At 42.4% G+C, this 18,917-nt stretch carries 22 protein-coding genes and 1 pseudogene; 7 read left to right on the top strand and 16 right to left on the bottom strand.

Features of this window, described 5'->3' with window-relative positions:
- Positions 1–10: 10 nt before the first annotated feature.
- Positions 11–151 (top strand): annotated as a pseudogene (locus tag HT671_RS08190) (helix-turn-helix domain-containing protein); the annotation flags it as partial.
- A gap of 26 nt (positions 152–177) precedes the next feature.
- On the opposite strand, the gene HT671_RS08185 reads toward HT671_RS08190, so the two are convergent.
- From HT671_RS08185 to HT671_RS08175, 3 genes are all read right to left on the bottom strand, one after another.
- Entirely contained in the window at positions 178–354 is a 177-nt protein-coding gene (locus HT671_RS08185; RefSeq protein WP_001816247.1) for a glycosyltransferase, read from the bottom strand.
- 110 nt (positions 355–464) lie between these two features.
- Positions 465–662, bottom strand: coding sequence for a glycosyl transferase family 8 (locus HT671_RS08180; protein ID WP_119920200.1), 198 nt, complete (start codon positions 660–662; stop codon positions 465–467).
- Between the two features lie 753 nt (positions 663–1,415).
- Positions 1,416–2,960 (bottom strand): peptide chain release factor 3, encoded by a 1,545-nt coding sequence (locus tag HT671_RS08175; protein WP_001025442.1) that lies wholly within the window; start codon positions 2,958–2,960, stop codon positions 1,416–1,418.
- 212 nt (positions 2,961–3,172) lie between these two features.
- On the opposite strand from HT671_RS08175, the gene gatC reads away from it, so the two are divergent.
- From gatC to nusB, 6 genes are all read left to right on the top strand, one after another.
- Complete coding sequence (gene gatC, locus HT671_RS08170) at positions 3,173–3,475, top strand: Asp-tRNA(Asn)/Glu-tRNA(Gln) amidotransferase subunit GatC (protein ID WP_000705410.1); 303 nt, start codon at positions 3,173–3,175, stop codon at positions 3,473–3,475.
- Positions 3,475–4,941, top strand: coding sequence for an Asp-tRNA(Asn)/Glu-tRNA(Gln) amidotransferase subunit GatA (gatA, locus tag HT671_RS08165; protein WP_000143715.1), 1,467 nt, complete (start codon positions 3,475–3,477; stop codon positions 4,939–4,941). Before gatC ends, gatA begins: the two co-directional genes overlap by 1 nt.
- Positions 4,941–6,383: an Asp-tRNA(Asn)/Glu-tRNA(Gln) amidotransferase subunit GatB gene (gatB, locus tag HT671_RS08160; protein WP_001008685.1), complete on the top strand. Its 1,443-nt coding sequence runs from the start codon at positions 4,941–4,943 to the stop codon at positions 6,381–6,383. The genes gatA and gatB overlap by 1 nt, the downstream gene beginning before the upstream one ends.
- A 130-nt stretch (positions 6,384–6,513) precedes the next feature.
- Complete coding sequence (gene efp / locus HT671_RS08155) at positions 6,514–7,074, top strand: elongation factor P (protein ID WP_000568643.1); 561 nt, start codon at positions 6,514–6,516, stop codon at positions 7,072–7,074.
- A 21-nt stretch (positions 7,075–7,095) separates the two neighbouring features.
- Positions 7,096–7,485: an Asp23/Gls24 family envelope stress response protein gene (locus tag HT671_RS08150; RefSeq protein ID WP_000510576.1), complete on the top strand. Its 390-nt coding sequence runs from the start codon at positions 7,096–7,098 to the stop codon at positions 7,483–7,485.
- Positions 7,478–7,903, top strand: a complete 426-nt coding sequence (gene nusB / locus HT671_RS08145; protein ID WP_000203641.1) for a transcription antitermination factor NusB — start codon at positions 7,478–7,480, stop codon at positions 7,901–7,903. Before HT671_RS08150 ends, nusB begins: the two co-directional genes overlap by 8 nt.
- Positions 7,904–8,169: 266 nt before the next feature.
- On the opposite strand, the gene HT671_RS08140 is transcribed toward nusB, so the two are convergent.
- From HT671_RS08140 to HT671_RS08080, 13 genes are all read right to left on the bottom strand, one after another.
- Positions 8,170–8,937: an acetyl-CoA carboxylase carboxyl transferase subunit alpha gene (locus HT671_RS08140; protein ID WP_001017387.1), complete on the bottom strand. Its 768-nt coding sequence runs from the start codon at positions 8,935–8,937 to the stop codon at positions 8,170–8,172.
- Entirely contained in the window at positions 8,934–9,800 is an 867-nt protein-coding gene (accD, locus tag HT671_RS08135; RefSeq protein WP_001173359.1) for an acetyl-CoA carboxylase, carboxyltransferase subunit beta, read from the bottom strand. The genes HT671_RS08140 and accD overlap by 4 nt, the downstream gene beginning before the upstream one ends.
- Positions 9,801–9,836: 36 nt before the next feature.
- Positions 9,837–11,204, bottom strand: a complete 1,368-nt coding sequence (gene accC / locus HT671_RS08130; RefSeq protein WP_000488684.1) for an acetyl-CoA carboxylase biotin carboxylase subunit — start codon at positions 11,202–11,204, stop codon at positions 9,837–9,839.
- A gap of 11 nt (positions 11,205–11,215) precedes the next feature.
- Positions 11,216–11,638, bottom strand: coding sequence for a 3-hydroxyacyl-ACP dehydratase FabZ (fabZ, locus tag HT671_RS08125; RefSeq protein ID WP_000565515.1), 423 nt, complete (start codon positions 11,636–11,638; stop codon positions 11,216–11,218).
- A complete protein-coding gene (accB, locus tag HT671_RS08120) occupies positions 11,635–12,120 on the bottom strand; it encodes an acetyl-CoA carboxylase biotin carboxyl carrier protein (RefSeq protein ID WP_001052244.1) in 486 nt (161 codons plus the stop codon). Before accB ends, fabZ begins: the two co-directional genes overlap by 4 nt.
- 2 nt (positions 12,121–12,122) lie before the next feature.
- On the bottom strand, positions 12,123–13,358 hold the full coding sequence (fabF, locus tag HT671_RS08115; RefSeq protein ID WP_000774063.1) for a beta-ketoacyl-ACP synthase II: 1,236 nt from the start codon (positions 13,356–13,358) through the stop codon (positions 12,123–12,125).
- A 21-nt stretch (positions 13,359–13,379) separates the two neighbouring features.
- Positions 13,380–14,111: a 3-oxoacyl-[acyl-carrier-protein] reductase gene (gene fabG, locus HT671_RS08110; protein ID WP_000763053.1), complete on the bottom strand. Its 732-nt coding sequence runs from the start codon at positions 14,109–14,111 to the stop codon at positions 13,380–13,382.
- A gap of 33 nt (positions 14,112–14,144) precedes the next feature.
- Complete coding sequence (gene fabD / locus HT671_RS08105; protein WP_079252912.1) at positions 14,145–15,065, bottom strand: ACP S-malonyltransferase; 921 nt, start codon at positions 15,063–15,065, stop codon at positions 14,145–14,147.
- Positions 15,058–16,032 (bottom strand): enoyl-[acyl-carrier-protein] reductase FabK, encoded by a 975-nt coding sequence (gene fabK, locus HT671_RS08100; RefSeq protein WP_023936336.1) that lies wholly within the window; start codon positions 16,030–16,032, stop codon positions 15,058–15,060. Before fabK ends, fabD begins: the two co-directional genes overlap by 8 nt.
- 222 nt (positions 16,033–16,254) lie before the next feature.
- Positions 16,255–16,479, bottom strand: coding sequence for an acyl carrier protein (locus HT671_RS08095; RefSeq protein ID WP_000257838.1), 225 nt, complete (start codon positions 16,477–16,479; stop codon positions 16,255–16,257).
- A gap of 58 nt (positions 16,480–16,537) precedes the next feature.
- Positions 16,538–17,512 (bottom strand): beta-ketoacyl-ACP synthase III, encoded by a 975-nt coding sequence (locus HT671_RS08090; RefSeq protein ID WP_000852944.1) that lies wholly within the window; start codon positions 17,510–17,512, stop codon positions 16,538–16,540.
- The gene (locus HT671_RS08085; protein ID WP_000386348.1) at positions 17,512–17,946 is read right to left on the bottom strand and encodes a MarR family transcriptional regulator; all 435 of its coding nucleotides are present in this window, start codon (positions 17,944–17,946) and stop codon (positions 17,512–17,514) included. The genes HT671_RS08090 and HT671_RS08085 overlap by 1 nt, the downstream gene beginning before the upstream one ends.
- 93 nt (positions 17,947–18,039) lie before the next feature.
- Entirely contained in the window at positions 18,040–18,825 is a 786-nt protein-coding gene (locus tag HT671_RS08080; RefSeq protein WP_000400065.1) for an enoyl-CoA hydratase, read from the bottom strand.
- Between the last annotated feature and the right edge of the window lie 92 nt (positions 18,826–18,917).

Here is an 18,917-nt window from a genome sequence, read left to right as displayed (position 1 = left end):
TTAAAACTAAATAACTATAACAGCTATTGCCCAAGGAAAGAAAACAAAGAAACAAGCCTGTGTCGAACTTAATCTTTCTGAAAGACAAATCAATCGTCTGCTACTAGTCTATCAACAGAAAGGAAAAGAAACCTTCAGACACGGAAACAGAGAATTGGAAGATTTTTTATTTGTGTCTTAAATCAGGTCTTGCGTGACATTTTCTGCTCTCCACATACCATTGTTGATTAACAGAACACCAGAATTAAAATTATGTGTATAAAAATCATCTCTAACTGCAGCTAAGGGTATAGCCGTCAAGTCCAAATCCCACAGCTCATCTATCGATTTTCTTACAACAATATCTAAATCCAAATACAGTACACGAGACTCGCTTACATACTTTGGAATAAAATACCTAAAAAAGCCGCATATGAAAGTCCCTCAAAGGGGAGACGATAACCTTTCAGAATACTACTGTCAATCTAAACATTCACAATCTCACTATTCAAAGTCTCTAGTCTTTTTTCCATCAATTGGAACCATTCTCGCGGAAGGTCATCATTAAAAACATAAAACTTAAGATTATAATGATGAACACAAAGAGATTTTATTGTTGTTTCAACTTTATCCATATAAGCATTATCTGCACCTAAGACAATCGTTTTTTTCTCTTCTTTCACTCTTTATCTTATTTCTTTTTATTCCCATCATATGTTTCTACGTAACCATTATTTTCACCTATTCGTTCGTAAAACCATACCAGTGGAGATTTTAGATGAAGTCTCATTACGGTTTACAATTTTTACATTACGACACGGAGTTTTACAAATCGATTTCATTTGCCAAACGTAGTTAGTAAGGCAGTTAGCTAGGCTACCTACTTTCTGCTACAACGGAAAAATCCACGAATCAATATTATTCGTGGATTTTTCCTAGTGAAGCGTTTAGGTAAGCCGATTGTTATACTACGACACGTAGTTTGACCAATCGATTCTATTTGCCAAACGTAGTTAGTGAGGCAGTTAGCTAGACCGCTCACTACCAGTTACGACGTAAAGTTTTACGAATCGATATTATTCGTAAAACTTTACTAGTGGAGCGCCTAGAGTCTGGGACAAAAAGATTTTGATTTTATGAATTCTTTATTATAAGTTTTTAAAATCGATAGATTAGACAAAAAAGCAAACAAAACAGAATTCTGAGTGTCAGATAACTTGTTTTGTTCGCTTTTTATATTTAAGGTTAGACTTTTGTCCCAGACTCGTTAGTTACTTAGATTGTTACACAATCAAATAAATTTACTGAACTACGACACTGAGTTTTACAAATCAATTCCATTTGTAAAACTCAGTTAGTGAGGCAATTAGCTAGTTCGCCAAATAGCGACTAGCGTCCAACAATTAGGAACTTTAGTTCCAATTGTTGGTACTGAGTCACATCTTCTCTTCCAACTCTACATCTGGATACTTGTCCGCAAACCAACGGAGAGCAAAGTCATTTTCAAAGAGAAAGACTGATTGGTCGAAACGGTCTTTAGCCAAGATATTGCGGCTTGATGACATGCGTTCATCCAAGTCCTCAGGTTTAATCCAACGAACGGTCTTTTTACCCATTGGGCTCATGACCACTTCTGCATTGTACTCGCCTTCCATACGGTGCTTAAAGACTTCAAACTGAAGTTGACCAACAGCTCCCAGCATGTACTCGCCTGTTTGGTAATTCTTATAAAGCTGAATAGCTCCTTCTTGCACCAATTGCTCGATTCCCTTGTGGAAAGATTTTTGTTTCATAACGTTCTTAGCAGATACTTTCATGAAAATTTCAGGAGTAAAGGTTGGCAGCGGTTCAAACTCAAACTTGTTTTTTCCAACTGTCAAAGTGTCACCAACCTGATAAGTACCTGTATCGTAAACCCCGATGATATCACCTGCCACGGCATTGGTTACATTCTCACGACTTTCCGCCATAAACTGAGTCACATTCGACAGTTTAGCCCCCTTACCAGTACGAGGCAGGTTAACACTCATACCGCGCTCAAATTCACCAGATACGATACGGACAAAGGCAATGCGGTCACGGTGACGAGGGTCCATATTGGCTTGGATTTTAAAGACAAATCCTGAAAAATCCTTGTCGTAAGGATCCACAATTTCGCCATCTGTTTTCTTGTGTCCATGTGGTTCTGGAGCAAACTTAAGGAAAGTCTCAAGGAAGGTCTGCACACCAAAATTTGTCAAAGCCGAACCGAAGAAGACAGGTGTCAATTCTCCAGCAAGGATAGCTTCCTCTGAAAACTCATTTCCAGCTTCATTTAAAAGTTCAATATCATCTTTTACCTGCTCGTAGAAAGGATTGCTGCTAAAAAGCTTGTCCCCATCTTCTAAACTGGCAAAACGCTCATCCCCCTTATAGAGCTCCAAGCGTTGGTTATAGAGGTCATAGAGCCCTTCAAAAGCTTTCCCCATCCCGATTGGCCAGTTCATCGGATAGCTCGCAATACCCAAGACTTCTTCCAATTCTTGCAAGAGGTCCAGTGGCTCACGACCGTCACGGTCTAGCTTGTTCATAAAGGTAAAGACTGGAATACCACGGTGTTTGACAACTTCAAACAATTTCTTTGTCTGCGCCTCGATACCCTTGGCAGAGTCCACGACCATGACCGCAGCATCCACCGCCATCAAGGTACGATAGGTATCTTCTGAGAAATCCTCATGCCCTGGTGTGTCAAGGATATTCACGCGCTTGCCATCGTAGTCAAACTGCATCACAGATGAAGTAACCGAAATCCCACGTTGCTTCTCGATATCCATCCAGTCAGACTTGGCAAAAGTCCCTGTTTTCTTTCCTTTTACGGTACCAGCCTCACGAATCTCGCCCCCAAAGTAGAGCAACTGCTCAGTGATGGTTGTTTTCCCCGCGTCTGGGTGAGAGATGATGGCAAAGGTACGACGTTTCTTAATTTCTTCTTGAATATTCATAAGTTCTCTTTCTTTGATTCTCTATTTTTCTTGTTTCAATAGCTAAGAATGATTTTTACATTGGATTTTACCATTCCTTTCAACACTCCATTATATCGGATTTTAGCATTTTTTTCAATTTCTATTTCTTTTCACTTCCCCCTCCCTTATTTATAGGAAAATATGGTAAAATAGAACAGACTAAAAATCATCATTTCACGAAAGGATGTAAGATGAAAATTACGCAAGAAGAGGTAACACACGTTGCCAATCTTTCAAAATTAAAATTCTCTGAAGAAGAAACTGCTGCCTTTGCAACGACCTTGTCTAAAATTGTTGACATGGTTGAATTGCTGGACGAAGTTGACACAACTGGTGTCGCACCTACTACGACCATGGCTGACCGCAAGACCGTACTCCGCCCTGATGTGGCTGAAGAAGGAACAGACCGTGATCGCTTGTTTAAAAACGTACCTGAAAAAGACAACTACTATATCAAGGTACCAGCTATCCTAGACGATGGAGGAGATGCCTAATGACTTTCAACAATAAAACCATTGAAGACTTGCACAATCTCCTTGTCTCTAAGGAAATTTCTGCAACAGAATTAACACAAGCTACGCTTGAAGATATCAAGTCTCGCGAGACAGCTATCAACGCTTTTGTTACCATCGCTGAAGAGCAAGCTCTTGTTCAAGCTAAAGCCATTGATGAAGCTGGAATTGACACTGATAATGTCCTTTCAGGAATTCCGCTTGCAGTAAAGGATAACATCTCTACAGACGGTATTCTCACAACCGCTGCCTCAAAAATGCTCTACAACTACGAGCCGATCTTTGATGCAACTGCGGTTGCTAATGCAAAAGCCAAGGGCATGATTGTCGTAGGAAAAACTAACATGGACGAATTTGCCATGGGTGGTTCTGGTGAGACTTCTCACTACGGAGCAACTAAAAATGCTTGGGACCACAGCAAGGTTCCTGGTGGTTCATCAAGTGGTTCAGCTGCAGCTGTAGCCTCAGGACAAGTCCCCTTGTCACTTGGTTCTGATACGGGTGGTTCCATCCGCCAACCTGCTGCCTTCAACGGGATCGTTGGTCTCAAACCAACCTACGGAACAGTTTCTCGTTTCGGTCTCATTGCCTTCGGTAGCTCATTAGACCAAATCGGACCTTTCGCACCAACTGTTAAGGAAAATGCCCTCTTGCTCAACGCTATTGCCAGCGAAGATGCTAAAGACTCTACTTCTGCTCCTGTCCGCATCGCCGACTTTACTTCAAAAATCGGCCAAGACATCAAGGGCATGAAAATTGCTTTGCCTAAGGAATACCTAGGCGAAGGAATTGATCCAGAGGTTAAGGAAACAATCTTAAACGCGGCCAAACACTTTGAAAAATTGGGTGCTATCGTCGAAGAAGTCAGCCTTCCTCACTCTAAATACGGTGTTGCCGTTTATTACATCATCGCTTCATCAGAAGCTTCATCAAACTTGCAACGTTTTGACGGTATCCGTTACGGCTACCGCGCAGAAGATGCGACTAATCTTGATGAAATCTATGTAAACAGCCGTAGCCAAGGTTTTGGTGAAGAAGTGAAGCGCCGTATCATGCTGGGTACTTTCAGTCTTTCATCAGGTTACTACGATGCCTACTACAAGAAGGCTGGACAGGTCCGTACACTTATCATTCAAGATTTCGAAAAAGTCTTCGCGGATTATGATTTGATTTTGGGTCCAACTGCTCCAAGTGTTGCCTATGACTTGAATTCTCTCAACCATGACCCAGTTGCCATGTACTTAGCCGACCTATTGACCATACCTGTAAACTTGGCAGGACTTCCTGGAATTTCGATTCCTGCTGGATTCTCTCAAGGTCTACCTGTCGGACTCCAATTGATTGGTCCCAAGTACTCTGAGGAAACCATTTACCAAGCTGCTGCTGCTTTTGAAGCAACAACAGACTACCACAAACAACAACCCGAGATTTTTGGAGGTGACAACTAATGAACTTTGAAACAGTCATCGGACTTGAAGTCCACGTAGAGCTCAACACCAATTCAAAAATCTTCTCACCTACTTCTGCCCACTTCGGAAATGATCAAAATGCCAACACTAACGTGATTGACTGGTCTTTCCCAGGAGTTCTGCCAGTTCTCAATAAAGGGGTTGTCGATGCCGGAATCAAGGCTGCTCTTGCCCTCAACATGGACATCCACAAAAAGATGCACTTTGACCGCAAGAGCTACTTCTATCCTGATAACCCCAAAGCCTACCAAATTTCTCAATTTGATGAACCAATCGGATATAATGGCTGGATTGAAGTCGAACTAGAAGACGGTACGACCAAGAAAATCGGTATCGAACGTGCCCACCTAGAGGAAGACGCTGGTAAAAACACCCATGGTACAGATGGCTACTCTTATGTTGACCTCAACCGCCAAGGGGTTCCCTTGATTGAGATTGTATCTGAGGCAGATATGCGTTCTCCTGAAGAAGCCTATGCTTATCTGACAGCCCTCAAGGAAGTTATCCAGTACGCTGGCATTTCTGACGTTAAGATGGAGGAAGGTTCGATGCGTGTGGATGCCAACATCTCCCTTCGTCCTTATGGTCAAGAGAAATTCGGTACCAAGACTGAATTGAAGAACCTCAACTCCTTCTCAAACGTTCGTAAAGGTCTTGAATACGAAGTCCAACGCCAGGCTGAAATTCTTCGCTCAGGTGGTCAAATCCGCCAAGAAACACGCCGTTACGATGAAGCGAATAAAGCAACCATCCTCATGCGTGTCAAGGAAGGGGCTGCTGACTACCGCTACTTCCCAGAACCAGACCTACCCCTCTTTGAAATTTCTGACGAGTGGATTGAGGAAATGCGGACTGAGTTGCCAGAGTTTCCAAAAGAACGTCGTGCGCGTTATGTATCTGACCTTGGTTTATCAGACTACGATGCTAGTCAGTTGACTGCTAATAAAGTCACTTCTGACTTCTTTGAAAAAGCTGTTGCCCTAGGTGGTGATGCCAAACAAGTCTCTAACTGGCTCCAAGGGGAAGTCGCTCAGTTCTTGAATGCTGAAGGTAAAACACTGGAACAAATCGAATTGACACCAGAAAACTTGGTTGAAATGATTGCCATCATCGAAGACGGTACTATTTCATCTAAGATTGCCAAGAAAGTCTTTGTCCATCTAGCTAAAAATGGCGGTGGCGCGCGTGAATACGTGGAAAAAGCAGGTATGGTTCAAATTTCAGATCCAGCTATCTTGATCCCAATCATCCACCAAGTCTTTGCCGATAACGAAGCTGCTGTTGCCGACTTCAAGTCAGGCAAACGTAACGCCGACAAGGCCTTTACAGGATTCCTTATGAAGGCAACCAAAGGCCAAGCCAACCCACAAGTTGCCCTTAAACTACTTGCACAGGAATTGGCGAAGTTGAAAGAAGATTAATATGTAAAAGAAACCAGCCTTGAGGTTGGTTTTTTCTCCCCTACCATCTCCCAATAACTATTTTGGCTTTATTTCCAGAAGATTTTATGGTAAAATGAAGAGTAATAATATTTATTAAAGAGGTAAAAACATGATTGAAGCAAGCAAATTGAAAGCTGGTATGACATTTGAAACTGCAGACGGAAAATTGATCCGCGTTTTGGAAGCTAGCCACCACAAACCAGGTAAAGGGAACACAATCATGCGTATGAAATTGCGTGATGTCCGTACTGGTTCTACATTTGATACAAGCTACCGTCCAGAAGAAAAATTCGAACAAGCTATTATCGAAACTGTTCCAGCTCAATACTTGTACAAAATGGATGAAACTGCCTACTTCATGAACACTGAAACTTACGACCAATACGAAATACCAGTCGTAAATGTTGAAAATGAGTTGCTTTACATCCTTGAAAACTCTGATGTGAAAATCCAATTCTACGGAACTGAAGTAATCGGTGTAACTGTACCAACTACTGTTGAATTGACAGTTGCTGAAACACAACCATCTATCAAAGGTGCTACTGTTACAGGTTCTGGTAAACCAGCAACTATGGAAACTGGACTTGTTGTCAACGTTCCTGACTTCATCGAAGCTGGACAAAAATTGATCATCAACACTGCAGAAGGAACTTACGTTTCTCGTGCCTAATCTCTAGAAAGAGGTCATTCTATGGGAATTGAAGAACAATTTGGCGAAATCGTTATCGCTCCACGTGTACTTGAAAAAATTATTGCCATCGCAACTGCTAAAGTTGAGGGTGTCCACTCATTTTCAAATAAATCCGTATCTGACACCCTATCAAAACTCTCTCTTGGTCGTGGTGTCTACTTAAAAGAAAGCAATGAAGAACTAACTGCTGACATCTACCTCTACCTTGAGTACGGTGTGAAAGTACCAAAAGTGGCTCTTGCTATTCAAAAAGCGGTCAAAGATGCTGTCCATGATATGGCTGATGTGGAACTTTCTGCTGTCAATATCCATGTTACAGGAATCGTTCCAGATAAAACACCAAAACCTGAGTTGAAAGATCTATTTAACGAGGACTTCCTCAATGACTAGTCCATTATTAGAATCTAGACGCGAACTTCGTAAATGCGCTTTTCAAGCTCTTATGAGCCTTGAATTCGGTACAGATATGGAAACGGCTTGTCGCTTTGCCTACACACATGACCGTGAAGATGCAGATGTGCAAATCCCAGCCTTTCTTCTAAACTTGGTTTCTGGTATCCAAGCTCAAAAAGAAGAGTTGGATAAACAAATCAACCAGCACCTCAAGTCAGGCTGGACAGTTGAACGTTTGACTTTGGTCGAAAAAAACTTACTACGCTTGGGTATCTTTGAAATCACATCATTTGATACACCTCAGCTGGTAGCAGTCAATGAAGCCATTGAACTTGCCAAGAATTTTTCAGATCAAAAATCAGCCCGTTTTATCAATGGATTGCTTAGTCAATTTGTAACTGAAGAAAATGAATAATCAAAAAGGTGTTTGGTCTTCCAGGCACCTTTTGACTTTCCCCTCTGCACAGAGTAAGAACCACATAAAAACTAGAACTGGCAGTCAGTTCTAGTTTTTGCGTATTCTAAAGAATTATACTCAATGAAAATCAAAGAGCAAACTAGGAAGCTAGCCGTAGGCTGCTCAAAACACGGTTTTGAGGTTGTGGATAGAACTGACGAAGTCAGTAACATATATACGGCAAGGCGAAGCTGACGTGGTTTGAATTTGATTTTCGAAGAGTATTAGTATTTTCTAAACCGTTGATAGCGCTCTTCCAACAACGCTTCTAACGGTTTTTGTGAAAGTAGAGCTAGCTCAGCTTGGAGTTCTTTTTTAACATTCTTAATCAGTTCTTTGCTAGAAAGTCCTGCTTCAGAAATCACCTTGTCTACTACGTCCATTTCTAACAGTTCGTGTGAAGTGATTTTCATCAGTTCTGCTGCTTCCATGGCACGACTGCCATCCTTCCATAGAATGGAAGCAAAGCCTTCTGGACTGAGAATAGCATAAATAGAATTTTCCAGCATCCAAACACGGTCTGCGACTGCTAGAGCCAAAGCCCCACCTGAACCACCTTCACCGATAATGATAGCGATAATAGGAACTCTCAGATCACTCATTTCCATGAGATTGCGAGCGATAGCTTCTCCTTGACCGCGTTCTTCCGCACCGACACCAGGATAGGCACCTGCTGTATTGATAAAGGTCACAACTGGACGGCCAAACTTTTCAGCCTGTTTCATCAACCGTAGGGCCTTGCGGTAGCCTTCTGGATGCGGTTGACCAAAATTCCGCTTGAGATTATCTTGTAAACTCTTGCCTTTTTGGATACCAACCATTGTTACAGCTTGGTCTCCAAGCCAGCCGATACCACCAACAACTGCACCATCGTCACGAAAAGAACGGTCACCGTGTAATTGGATAAATTCATCAAAAATGCCTGTCGCAAAGTCCAAGCTTGTCAAGCGACTCTGCTCACGCGCTTCTCTGACTATTTTTGCAATATTCATCTAGAACTCCCTCCATGCAATCTGACTAGGCTAGCAATGGTATCTGGCAAGTCTCTTCTTTTAACGATAGCATCCACAAAGCCATGTTCCAATAGGAATTCTGCCTTTTGGAAATCCTCAGGCAAGCTTTCACGAACCGTATTTTCAATGACACGACGCCCAGCAAAACCGACCAAGCTCTGTGGTTCAGCCAGAATGATATCACCTTCCATAGCGAAAGAAGCTGTCACACCACCTGTCGTTGGATCTGTCAAAATGGTCAAGTAAAAGAGACCAGCATTTGAATGCCGTTTAACTGCTGCAGAGATCTTGGCCATCTGCATGAGACTCATGATTCCTTCCTGCATACGGGCTCCACCAGAGGCTGTGAAGAGGACAACTGGCAATTTTTCGACAGTCGCATACTCAAACAAACGAGTGATTTTTTCACCTACAACCGTACCCATAGAAGCCATGATAAAGTTGGAATCCATAATCCCAAGAGCCACAGTCTGACCTTTTATAAGAGCTGTTCCTGTCACAACGGCTTCATCCAGACCTGTTTTTTCACGCATAGTTGCTAGTTTCTTTTGATAACCAGGGAAATGCAAGGGATCCTTGCTTTCAATCCCTGTAAACAATTCCTTGAAGGTTCCCATATCAATCGTCAAAGCCAAGCGTTCTTGGGCAGAAATACGAAAGGTGTAGCTACAATGTGGACAGATACGCTCACTTCCCAGATCCTTCTGATAGATGGTATGCTTACAGCCTGGACACTGGGAAAATAATTCATCTGGAACCTCTGGCTTAGCTTGAGGTTTTTCCCTAACCGAACGATTGGGATTGATTCGAATATACTTATCTTTTTTACTAAATAGAGCCATTGATTCCCCTTTTCGGTTTAAACTCTTGAAGTCATTTTATTCTTTTTCTTGATATTTGGGTAAGAAGGTTTCCATTAAGAAGGAAGTATCGTAATCTCCAGCAATGACATTGCGATCTGAAATGAGGTCAAGCTGGAAATCTGCATTGGTCTGCACCCCTTCAATCTCTAATTCATAGAGGGCACGTTGCATTTTCATCAAGGCATCAAAACGGTTTTCACCGTGTACGATGATTTTGGCAATCATACTATCATAATAAGGCGGAATGGTATAACCTGGATAAACTGCTGAATCCACGCGCAAGCCAACTCCACCACTTGGTAGATAGAGATTAGTAATCTTACCTGGACTTGGAGCAAAGTTAAAGGCTGGATTTTCTGCATTGATACGACACTCGATGGCATGACCGCGTAGGACAATATCTTCTTGCTTAACAGACAGAGGTTGACCTGCCGCAATGCGAATCTGTTCCTTAACGATATCCACACCTGAAACAAATTCTGTTACTGGATGTTCTACTTGTACACGAGTATTCATTTCCATGAAATAGAAATTGCCACTGGCTTCATCAAGAAGAAACTCAATGGTCCCTGCATTTTCATAGCCAACAGACTCCGCCGCTCGAACAGCAGCAGAACCGATTTCATGACGCAGCGTTTTCCCGATTGCAATCGAAGGACTTTCTTCCAAAACCTTTTGGTTGTTCCGTTGTAGAGAACAATCCCGTTCCCCCAAGTGGATTACATTTCCGTGTTCATCTCCTAGAATTTGAACCTCGATGTGACGAGCTGGATAGATAACCCGTTCTATGTACATGGCACCATTGCCATAATTGGCCTTGGCTTCACTAGAGGCAGTTTCAAAGGCTGAAACAAGGTCTTCTGGTTTTTCAACCTTACGAATCCCTTTACCACCACCACCTGCTGAAGCCTTGAGCATAACAGGATAGCCAATTTTTTCAGCAACAATCAAGGCCTCCTCAGAGTTATGCACTTCTCCACCTGAACCTGGAATAACAGGCACACCAGCCTTAATCATCTGAGCACGCGCATTGATTTTGTCCCCCATCATATCCATAACATGACCAGATGGACCGATAAATTTGATGCCCACTTCTTCACACATAGTTGCAAATTTGGAATTTTCACTGAGAAACCCAAAACCGGGGTGAATGGCTTCTGCCTCAGTCAAGACTGCAGCTGATAGAACCGCATTAATATTGAGATAAGACTCAGTTGCCTTACCAGGACCGATACAAACCGCTTCATCTGCCAAAAGCGTATGAAGGGCTTCCTTATCAGCAGTTGAATAGACTGCTACGGTCGCAATCCCCAATTCACGCGCCGCACGGATAATACGAACCGCAATTTCACCACGATTGGCAATTAAAATTTTTCGAAACATGGAGAACCTCCTTAGTTCCCAATTGCAAAGGTAAGAGTACCACTAGCTGCAAGCTTGCCATCCACTTCAGCCTTTGCTTCAACCACGGCTATGGTGCCACGACGTTTTACAAAAGTCGCTGTCATAACCAATTGGTCGCCTGGTACAACTTGCTTCTTGAATTTGACCTTATCCATACCAGCGTAAAAGACCAGTTTTCCTTTATTTTCAGGTTTTGACAACTCCAACACACCAGCTGTTTGCGCCAAGGCTTCCATGATCAGAACACCTGGCATAACTGGGTATTGAGGAAAGTGACCGTTAAAGAAAGGCTCGTTGATGGTCACATTTTTTATGGCAACGATGGTATCCTCGCTCACTTCCAAGACACGATCCACTAGGAGCATAGGATAACGGTGGGGAAGGGCTTCTTTGATTCCTTGAATATCGATCATTTGATTCGTACCAATCCTTTACCAAACTCAACCATTTCTTCGTTAGAAACGAGAATTTCCGTTACCACACCATCCTTAGGAGCTGGGATTTCATTCATGACTTTCATGGCTTCGATAATGACCAATGTTTGACCTTTTTTGACACTATCACCAACTGTAACGAAGGCAGGTTTATCTGGTCCAGCAGCCAAGTAAACCACTCCAACAAGTGGACTCTCTACAAGATTTCCCTCAGTAGCCACACTTGCTTCAGCTGGAGCTGGAACTTCTTCTGCTACAGTCTCTGCTGGAGCAGATGTAGGAGCTACTGGACTCGGTGTTGCTAGAACGGGTGCTGGAGCGACTTGAGTTGCAACTTCAGGCACAGGTCTCGCTTCATTCTTGCTAAACTGCAACTCATCCGTCCCATTTTTATAAGAAAATTCTCTCAAACTTGACTGGTCAAATTGAGTCATCAAGTCTTTAATATCGTTTAAATTCATACTTATCTATTCTCCCAACGTTTGAAAGCAAGAACTGCATTGTGGCCTCCAAAACCAAAAGTATTTGAAATAGCGTATGGAATTTCTTTCTCCAAGCCTTGTCCATAAACGACATTAGCTTCGATATAATCTGATACTTCACTTGTCCCAGCTGTCATTGGTACAAAGTTATGACGCATAGCTTCGATGGTGACGATAGCTTCTACTGCACCCGCAGCCCCCAGCAAATGTCCTGTAAAAGACTTGGTTGATGATACAGGTACTTCCTTACCAAGAACAGCTACGATAGCACCACTTTCTCCTTTTTCATTGGCAGGAGTTGACGTTCCGTGAGCATTGACATAGGCTACTTGCTCTGGAGAAATCTCAGCTTCTTCCAAGGCTAGTTTGATGGCCTTGATAGCTCCCTGACCTTCTGGATGTGGAGAAGTCATGTGGTAGGCATCACAAGTATTTCCGTAACCAACCACTTCAGCCAGGATAGTAGCTCCACGTTTTTCAGCGTGTTCAAGACTTTCTAGAACCAACATCCCTGAACCTTCACCCATAACAAACCCATTGCGATCCTTATCAAATGGGATCGAAGCACGAGTTGGATCCTCTGTAGTAGAGAGAGCTGTTAAGGCTTGGAAACCAGCGATGGCAAAAGGTGTGATAGAAGCTTCTGTTCCTCCCACCAACATCACATCTTGGAAACCAAACTTAATAGAGCGGAAGGCATCCCCAATCGCATCATTTGATGAAGAGCAGGCAGTATTGATAGATTTACAAACACCGTTTGCACCAAAACGCATGGCTACATTCCCAGAAGCCATATTTGGTAAAGCTTTTGGAAGAGTCATTGGTTTGACACGTTTGGGCCCTTTTTCATGAAGGCGAAGTACCTGATCTTCAATTTCCTTGATTCCACCAATACCAGATGCAACGATAACACCAAAACGATCCCTATTAAGAGCCTCTACATCAAGATTGGCATGATTTACAGCCTCTTGGGCTGCATACAAGGCATATAAAGAATAGTTATCAAAACGGTTGGTATCTTTTTTTACAAAGTATTTATCGAACGGAAAATCTTGGATTTCTGCCGCATTATGCACATCAAAATCACTATGATCAAATTTTGTAATGCCACCAATGCCGATTTTCCCAGTTGCTAAACTATTCCAAAATTCTTCTGGTGTATTTCCGATTGGAGATGTTACTCCATAACCTGTTACCACTACTCGATTTAGTTTCATTCTTTTCACCTCTAGCTTTCGCTACATACTTAAGCCACCATCAATGGCAACCACTTGACCAGTTAGATAATCTTGGCCTGCTAAAAATACTGTCAAATCTGCAACCTGCTCTGCCTGCCCAAATTCTTTCATCGGAATCTGAGCTAGTGTAGCTTCCTTAATCTTATCTGATAAGATAGCTGTCATATCAGACTCAATCATTCCTGGAGCAATCACATTGACTCGTATATTCCGACTAGCAACTTCACGTGCCACAGACTTGGTAAAGCCAATCAAGCCAGCCTTAGAAGCAGCATAGTTAGCTTGACCAATATTCCCCATCAAACCAACAACACTAGACATATTAATGATAGCACCTTCTCTAGCTTTCATCATCGGTTTCAAGACTGATTGTGTCATATTAAAGGCACCAGTCAGATTGACCTTGAGCACTTTTTCAAAATCTGCTTCTGTCATCTTGAGCATAAGAGTATCTTGGGTAATCCCTGCATTGTTGACCAAAACATCTACTGAACCCAGTTCTGCAATAGCTTGATCAATCATACGCTTAGCGTCTGCAAAATCTGATACATCTCCTGAAATGGGAACCACCTTGATACCATAGTTTGAAAACTCAGCGAGCAATTCTTCTGAGATTGCCCCACGACTGTTTAAGACAATGTTGGCTCCTGCTTGAGCAAACTTGTGGGCGATGGCAAGACCAATTCCACGACTCGAACCTGTAATAAAGATATTTTTATGTTCTAGTTTCATTTTTTTCCTTTCAAAACTTCTACTTATTTTAGCCTATTTCTCTAAAAGTGCTACTAAACTCGCTTGATCTTCCACATGAGCTAAGTGAGCAGTTTGATCAATTTTTTTAACAAAGCCTGACAAGACTTTCCCCGGTCCAATCTCGATAAAGTTGCTTATGCCTGCTTCTTGCATGACCCCAATACTTTCATAGAAACGAACGGGTTCCTTGACCTGACGCGTCAAGAGCTGAGCAATGTCCTCTTTTTGCATCACAGCAGCTTCTGTATTGCCGACTAGGGGACAAGTAAAATCTGAAAAACTTACCTGAGCTAGAGTTTCAGCTAGTTTCTGGCTAGCTGGCTCAAGGAGAGCGGTGTGAAAGGGACCTGACACCTTAAGAGGAATCAAGCGTTTGGCACCTGCTTCTTGCAAAAGTTCAACCGCTCGATCAACTGCAACCACTTCTCCAGCAATGACGATTTGTGCAGATGTGTTATAGTTGGCTGGAGTAACCACTCCAAGTTCAGAAGCTTTTTGACAGGCTTCTTCAATGACCTCTACTGGCGTATTGAGAACTGCTACCATCTTGCCAGAGTCAGCAGGAGCCGCTTCTTCCATATAGGCTCCACGCTTAGCTACCAAGGCAACCGCATCTTCAAAATCCAAGGCGCCGCTTGCCACCAAGGCAGAGTATTCTCCAAGAGATAAACCAGCAACCATATCAGGCTGATAGCCCTTTTCTTGCAATAAACGGTAGATAGCAACCGAAGTCGCTAGAATGGCTGGTTGCGTATAGCGGGTCTGATTGAGTTTGTCTTCTTCCCTATCGATGAGATAACGCAAATCATAACCGAGCACCTGACTCGCTCGATCAATCGTTTCTTTGACAATAGGGTAGTGATCATAGAGATCCCGTCCCACCCCTAGATACTGGGCACCTTGACCAGCAAATAAAAAGGCTGTTTTAGTCATTTCTTACAACTCCTGCCCAGCGAGAGGCTTCTTCTTGAATTTTCTTAGCTGCTCCGTAATACAAATCTTTTAGGATTTCTTCAGCTGTTTCTTCTTTAGAAACAAGCCCTGCGATTTGACCTGCCATGACAGAGCCACCATCCACATCACCGTGAACAACTGCTTTGGCTAGGGCGCCTGCTCCCATTTGTTCAAAGATTTCTAAATCAGGATCTTCCTGCTTAAAGGCATCTTTTTCAGCCAGTTCAAAATCTCTAGTCAACTGATTTTTAATAGCACGAACAGCATGACCAAAGTGCTGAGCTGAAATCGTAGTATCAATATCCCTTGCTTTTAAAATTTTCTCCTTGTAGTTTGGATGGGCATTCGACTCTTTTGCAACTACAAACCGTGTCCCCACCTGTACAGCCTCTGCACCTAGCATAAAGCCAGCCGCAGCACCTTCACCATCCGCAATTCCTCCTGCAGCAATAACAGGAATAGATACAGCTGTGGCTACCTGTCGCACCAAGGTCATGGTTGTTAATTTACCGATATGCCCCCCAGCTTCCATTCCTTCTGCAATAACAGCGTCTGCACCGATTTTTTCCATGCGTTTAGCTAAAGCAACACTAGGAACGACAGGAATAACGATTATCCCAGCTTCATGGAAACGTTCCATGTATTTACCAGGATTTCCTGCACCTGTTGTCACTACCTTAACACCTTCCTCGATAACGAGATCTACAATATCTTCCACAAAGGGAGACAAGAGCATGATGTTGACACCAAAGGGTTTATCCGTCAATGATTTGATCTTATCAATATTTGCCTTGACAACTTCTTTCGGGGCATTTCCCCCACCGATAATCCCTAGTCCTCCAGCTTTAGAAACAGCCCCTGCCAAATCACCATCAGCAACCCAAGCCATTCCTCCTTGAAAGATAGGATAATCAATGTTCAATAATTCTGTAATACGCGTTTTCATAGTGCCTCCATCGTTTCTTGCTTACGTAATAGTTCGATACTGTCATAATTTGACAATCAAACTATTGCCTAAACAAGAGGGAGCGGGTTTCCCTACTCCTTCTATCTATATTCTGCTTATACTCTTCGAAAATCAAATTCAAACCACGTCAGCGTCACCTTGCCGTACTCAAGTACAGCCTGCGGCTAGCTTCCTAGTTTGCTCTTTGATTTTCATTGAGTATTATTTTGTTTGCTCTTCAACGTAGGCAACCAAGTCACCAACTGTTTTCAAGTCATCTTCTGCTTCGATTTGGATATCAAAAGCATCTTCGATTTCTGAGATTACTTGGAACAAGTCCAATGAATCAGCGTCCAAATCATCAAAAGTTGATTCAAGTGTTACTTCTGATGCATCTTTTCCAAGTTCTTCAACGATAATTTCTTGTACTTTTTCAAATACTGCCATGATAGGACTCCTTTAAAATAAATAGTTTTTTATAACAATGTGTTCACCACATGATTACCTAAATTGTAAGAATGAGCGTGCCCCAGGTCAAGCCTCCACCGAAGCCTGATAGAAGAACAGTCTGGCTACCATCTAAAGGGATGAGACCTTGTTCTACACACTCTGAAAGTAAAATCGGGATACTGGCTGCACTGGTATTGCCATATTCCATCATATTGGCTGGAAGTTTGTCTCGGTCAACACCAATTTTTCTAGCCATCTTATCCAAAATACGGATATTAGCCTGATGCAATAGCAGATAATCCAAGTCTGTCGCCTCTATAGGAGATTCTTCAATAGTCTGCTTGATAGACTTGGCTACATCTCGAATGGCAAAATCAAAGACTGCGCGTCCATCCATCTTCAAAAATGAATCTGCACTTTCTTGATCTGAAAATGGAGAATGCAAACCTGAATGCCCATAAGTTAAACACTCACTGCGACTTCCATCGCTATTGAGACTCTCAGCTAAGAAATTCTCTTGCTCGCTAGCTTCTAACAAGACACCACCAGCACCATCTCCAAACAACACAGCTGTTGATCGATCCGACCAATCGACTGCCTTAGAGAGGGTTTCACTACCAATCACCAAGCCTTTTTGAAAGCGACCAGAAGCGATAAACTTTTCAGCAGTTGAAAGAGCAAATACAAATCCACTGCAAGCCGCGGTTAAGTCAAAAGCAAAGGCTTTATTAGCACCAATATTAGCTTGAACACGAGCAGCTGTAGAGGGCATCATCGAATCTGGAGTAATGGTAGCTAGGATGATAAAATCCAGTTCCTCTCCTATTATTCCAGCTTTTGCCATCAGTTTCTTAGCAACTTCCGTAGCCAAATCACTGGTAGATTCTGTTCTTGAAATATGCCTTTGTCGTATTCCCGTTCGACTTGAAATCCACTCATCATTGGTATCCATAATCTGAGCCAAGTCGTGATTTGTAACCACTTGCTCTGGCACATAATGAGCAACCTGGCTTATTTTTGCAAAAGCCATTATTTCAAATCCTCCAAAAATTGGTAAAGATTAGTCAACCCTTTGCTCATAACATCAATTTCTTCCTCGCTCATGCCATCAATAATTTTTTCTACCATGGCCTTGTGGAAGCGTTTATGCAGTCTATGGATCAAGCGCCCCTTCTTTGTCAAATGCAGATGCACCACACGACGATCCTGTTCTGACCGAACTCGCTCAATGTATCCCTTACGCTCTAAATTGTTCAAACTTGTCGTAACAGTTCCAAGAGTTACCATCAACTCTTTTGACACTTGACTTGGAGTCACATCTGGAGCCTTACCGATGACATCAATCGTATGCATTTCTTTGATGGAGATATCCTTAAAACGACTACCTCTCAAGTTCACTTCCTCAATTACAAGGACATTGTTAAATATAGATGTTAAATATTCATTGATTCGTTGGTAGTCCATTTTTCATATCCCTCCTTCTTCAAAAAACTTTTACAATCAAAACATTTGACAGAAAGAATTATATCAAAATTCAAAGAATGATGCAAGTATTTTTTATTTTCCTGTAAATTTAGGTCTTCTTCTCTCCGAATGAGCTCGCACTCCTTCTTTGAAATCCTCTGTTTGAGCTAAGGATTTCTGTAGGTTCAGTTCTAAAGTAGCGTAACCCTGCCAGTCTTTAAACTGGCTCTCCCAAACCAACTTCTTAATGGCAGCATAGGAATTACTTGAAGCACGTCTTAATTTTTTAAGAAGCTGTTCTCTCGTCTTTTCAAGTTTTTCAGCTTCAGAAACGCGGTAAACCAACCCCCATTCTAGGGCTTTTTCTGCCGTTAAAGCCTCTCCTGTCATAGCTAATTGAGCAGCACGCGTCACACCGATACTGCGGCTCAAGAGATGAATTCCCCCTGCATCTGGAGCCAAACCAACACCAACAAAGGCTTGGATAAACTTAGCCTTATCCGTCGCCAAACAGAAATCTGCCGCAACAGCCATATTCGCTGCGGCACCTGCAACAGCACCGTCAACTTCCATTAAAACAGGTTTGGCTATTTGCTTGATTTTATAAGAAATCGTATTGACCAACTCTGCGATTTTTGTCAATGATGGAATATCATCCTCATCCACTGCCCGCTTCATCTCTACCAAATCTCCCCCAACTGAGAAGACCTTTCCATTGGCATTGATTAAGATAAAATGCACAGCTGGATTTTCTTCTGCCAGAGTCAAGGCTTCTAAGATCTCCTCACACATGGGAATATGGAAACCATTAGCGACATCAGGACGGTTTAAAGTAATAATTGCCAAATCCTCTTCAAGCTGATAAATAATATGTTCCATCTGGACTCCTTTTTATTTTATAAGCAGTTTATACTCTTCGAAAATCTCTTCAAACTACGTCAACTTCCATCTGCAACCTCAAAACAGTATTT

This window comes from Streptococcus sp. 2741 (assembly GCF_013276315.1).
Lineage (GTDB): Bacteria > Bacillota > Bacilli > Lactobacillales > Streptococcaceae > Streptococcus > Streptococcus pseudopneumoniae.
The sequence above is the reverse complement of the archived record's forward strand: the minus strand, read 5'-3'. Positions and strand labels throughout refer to the sequence as shown.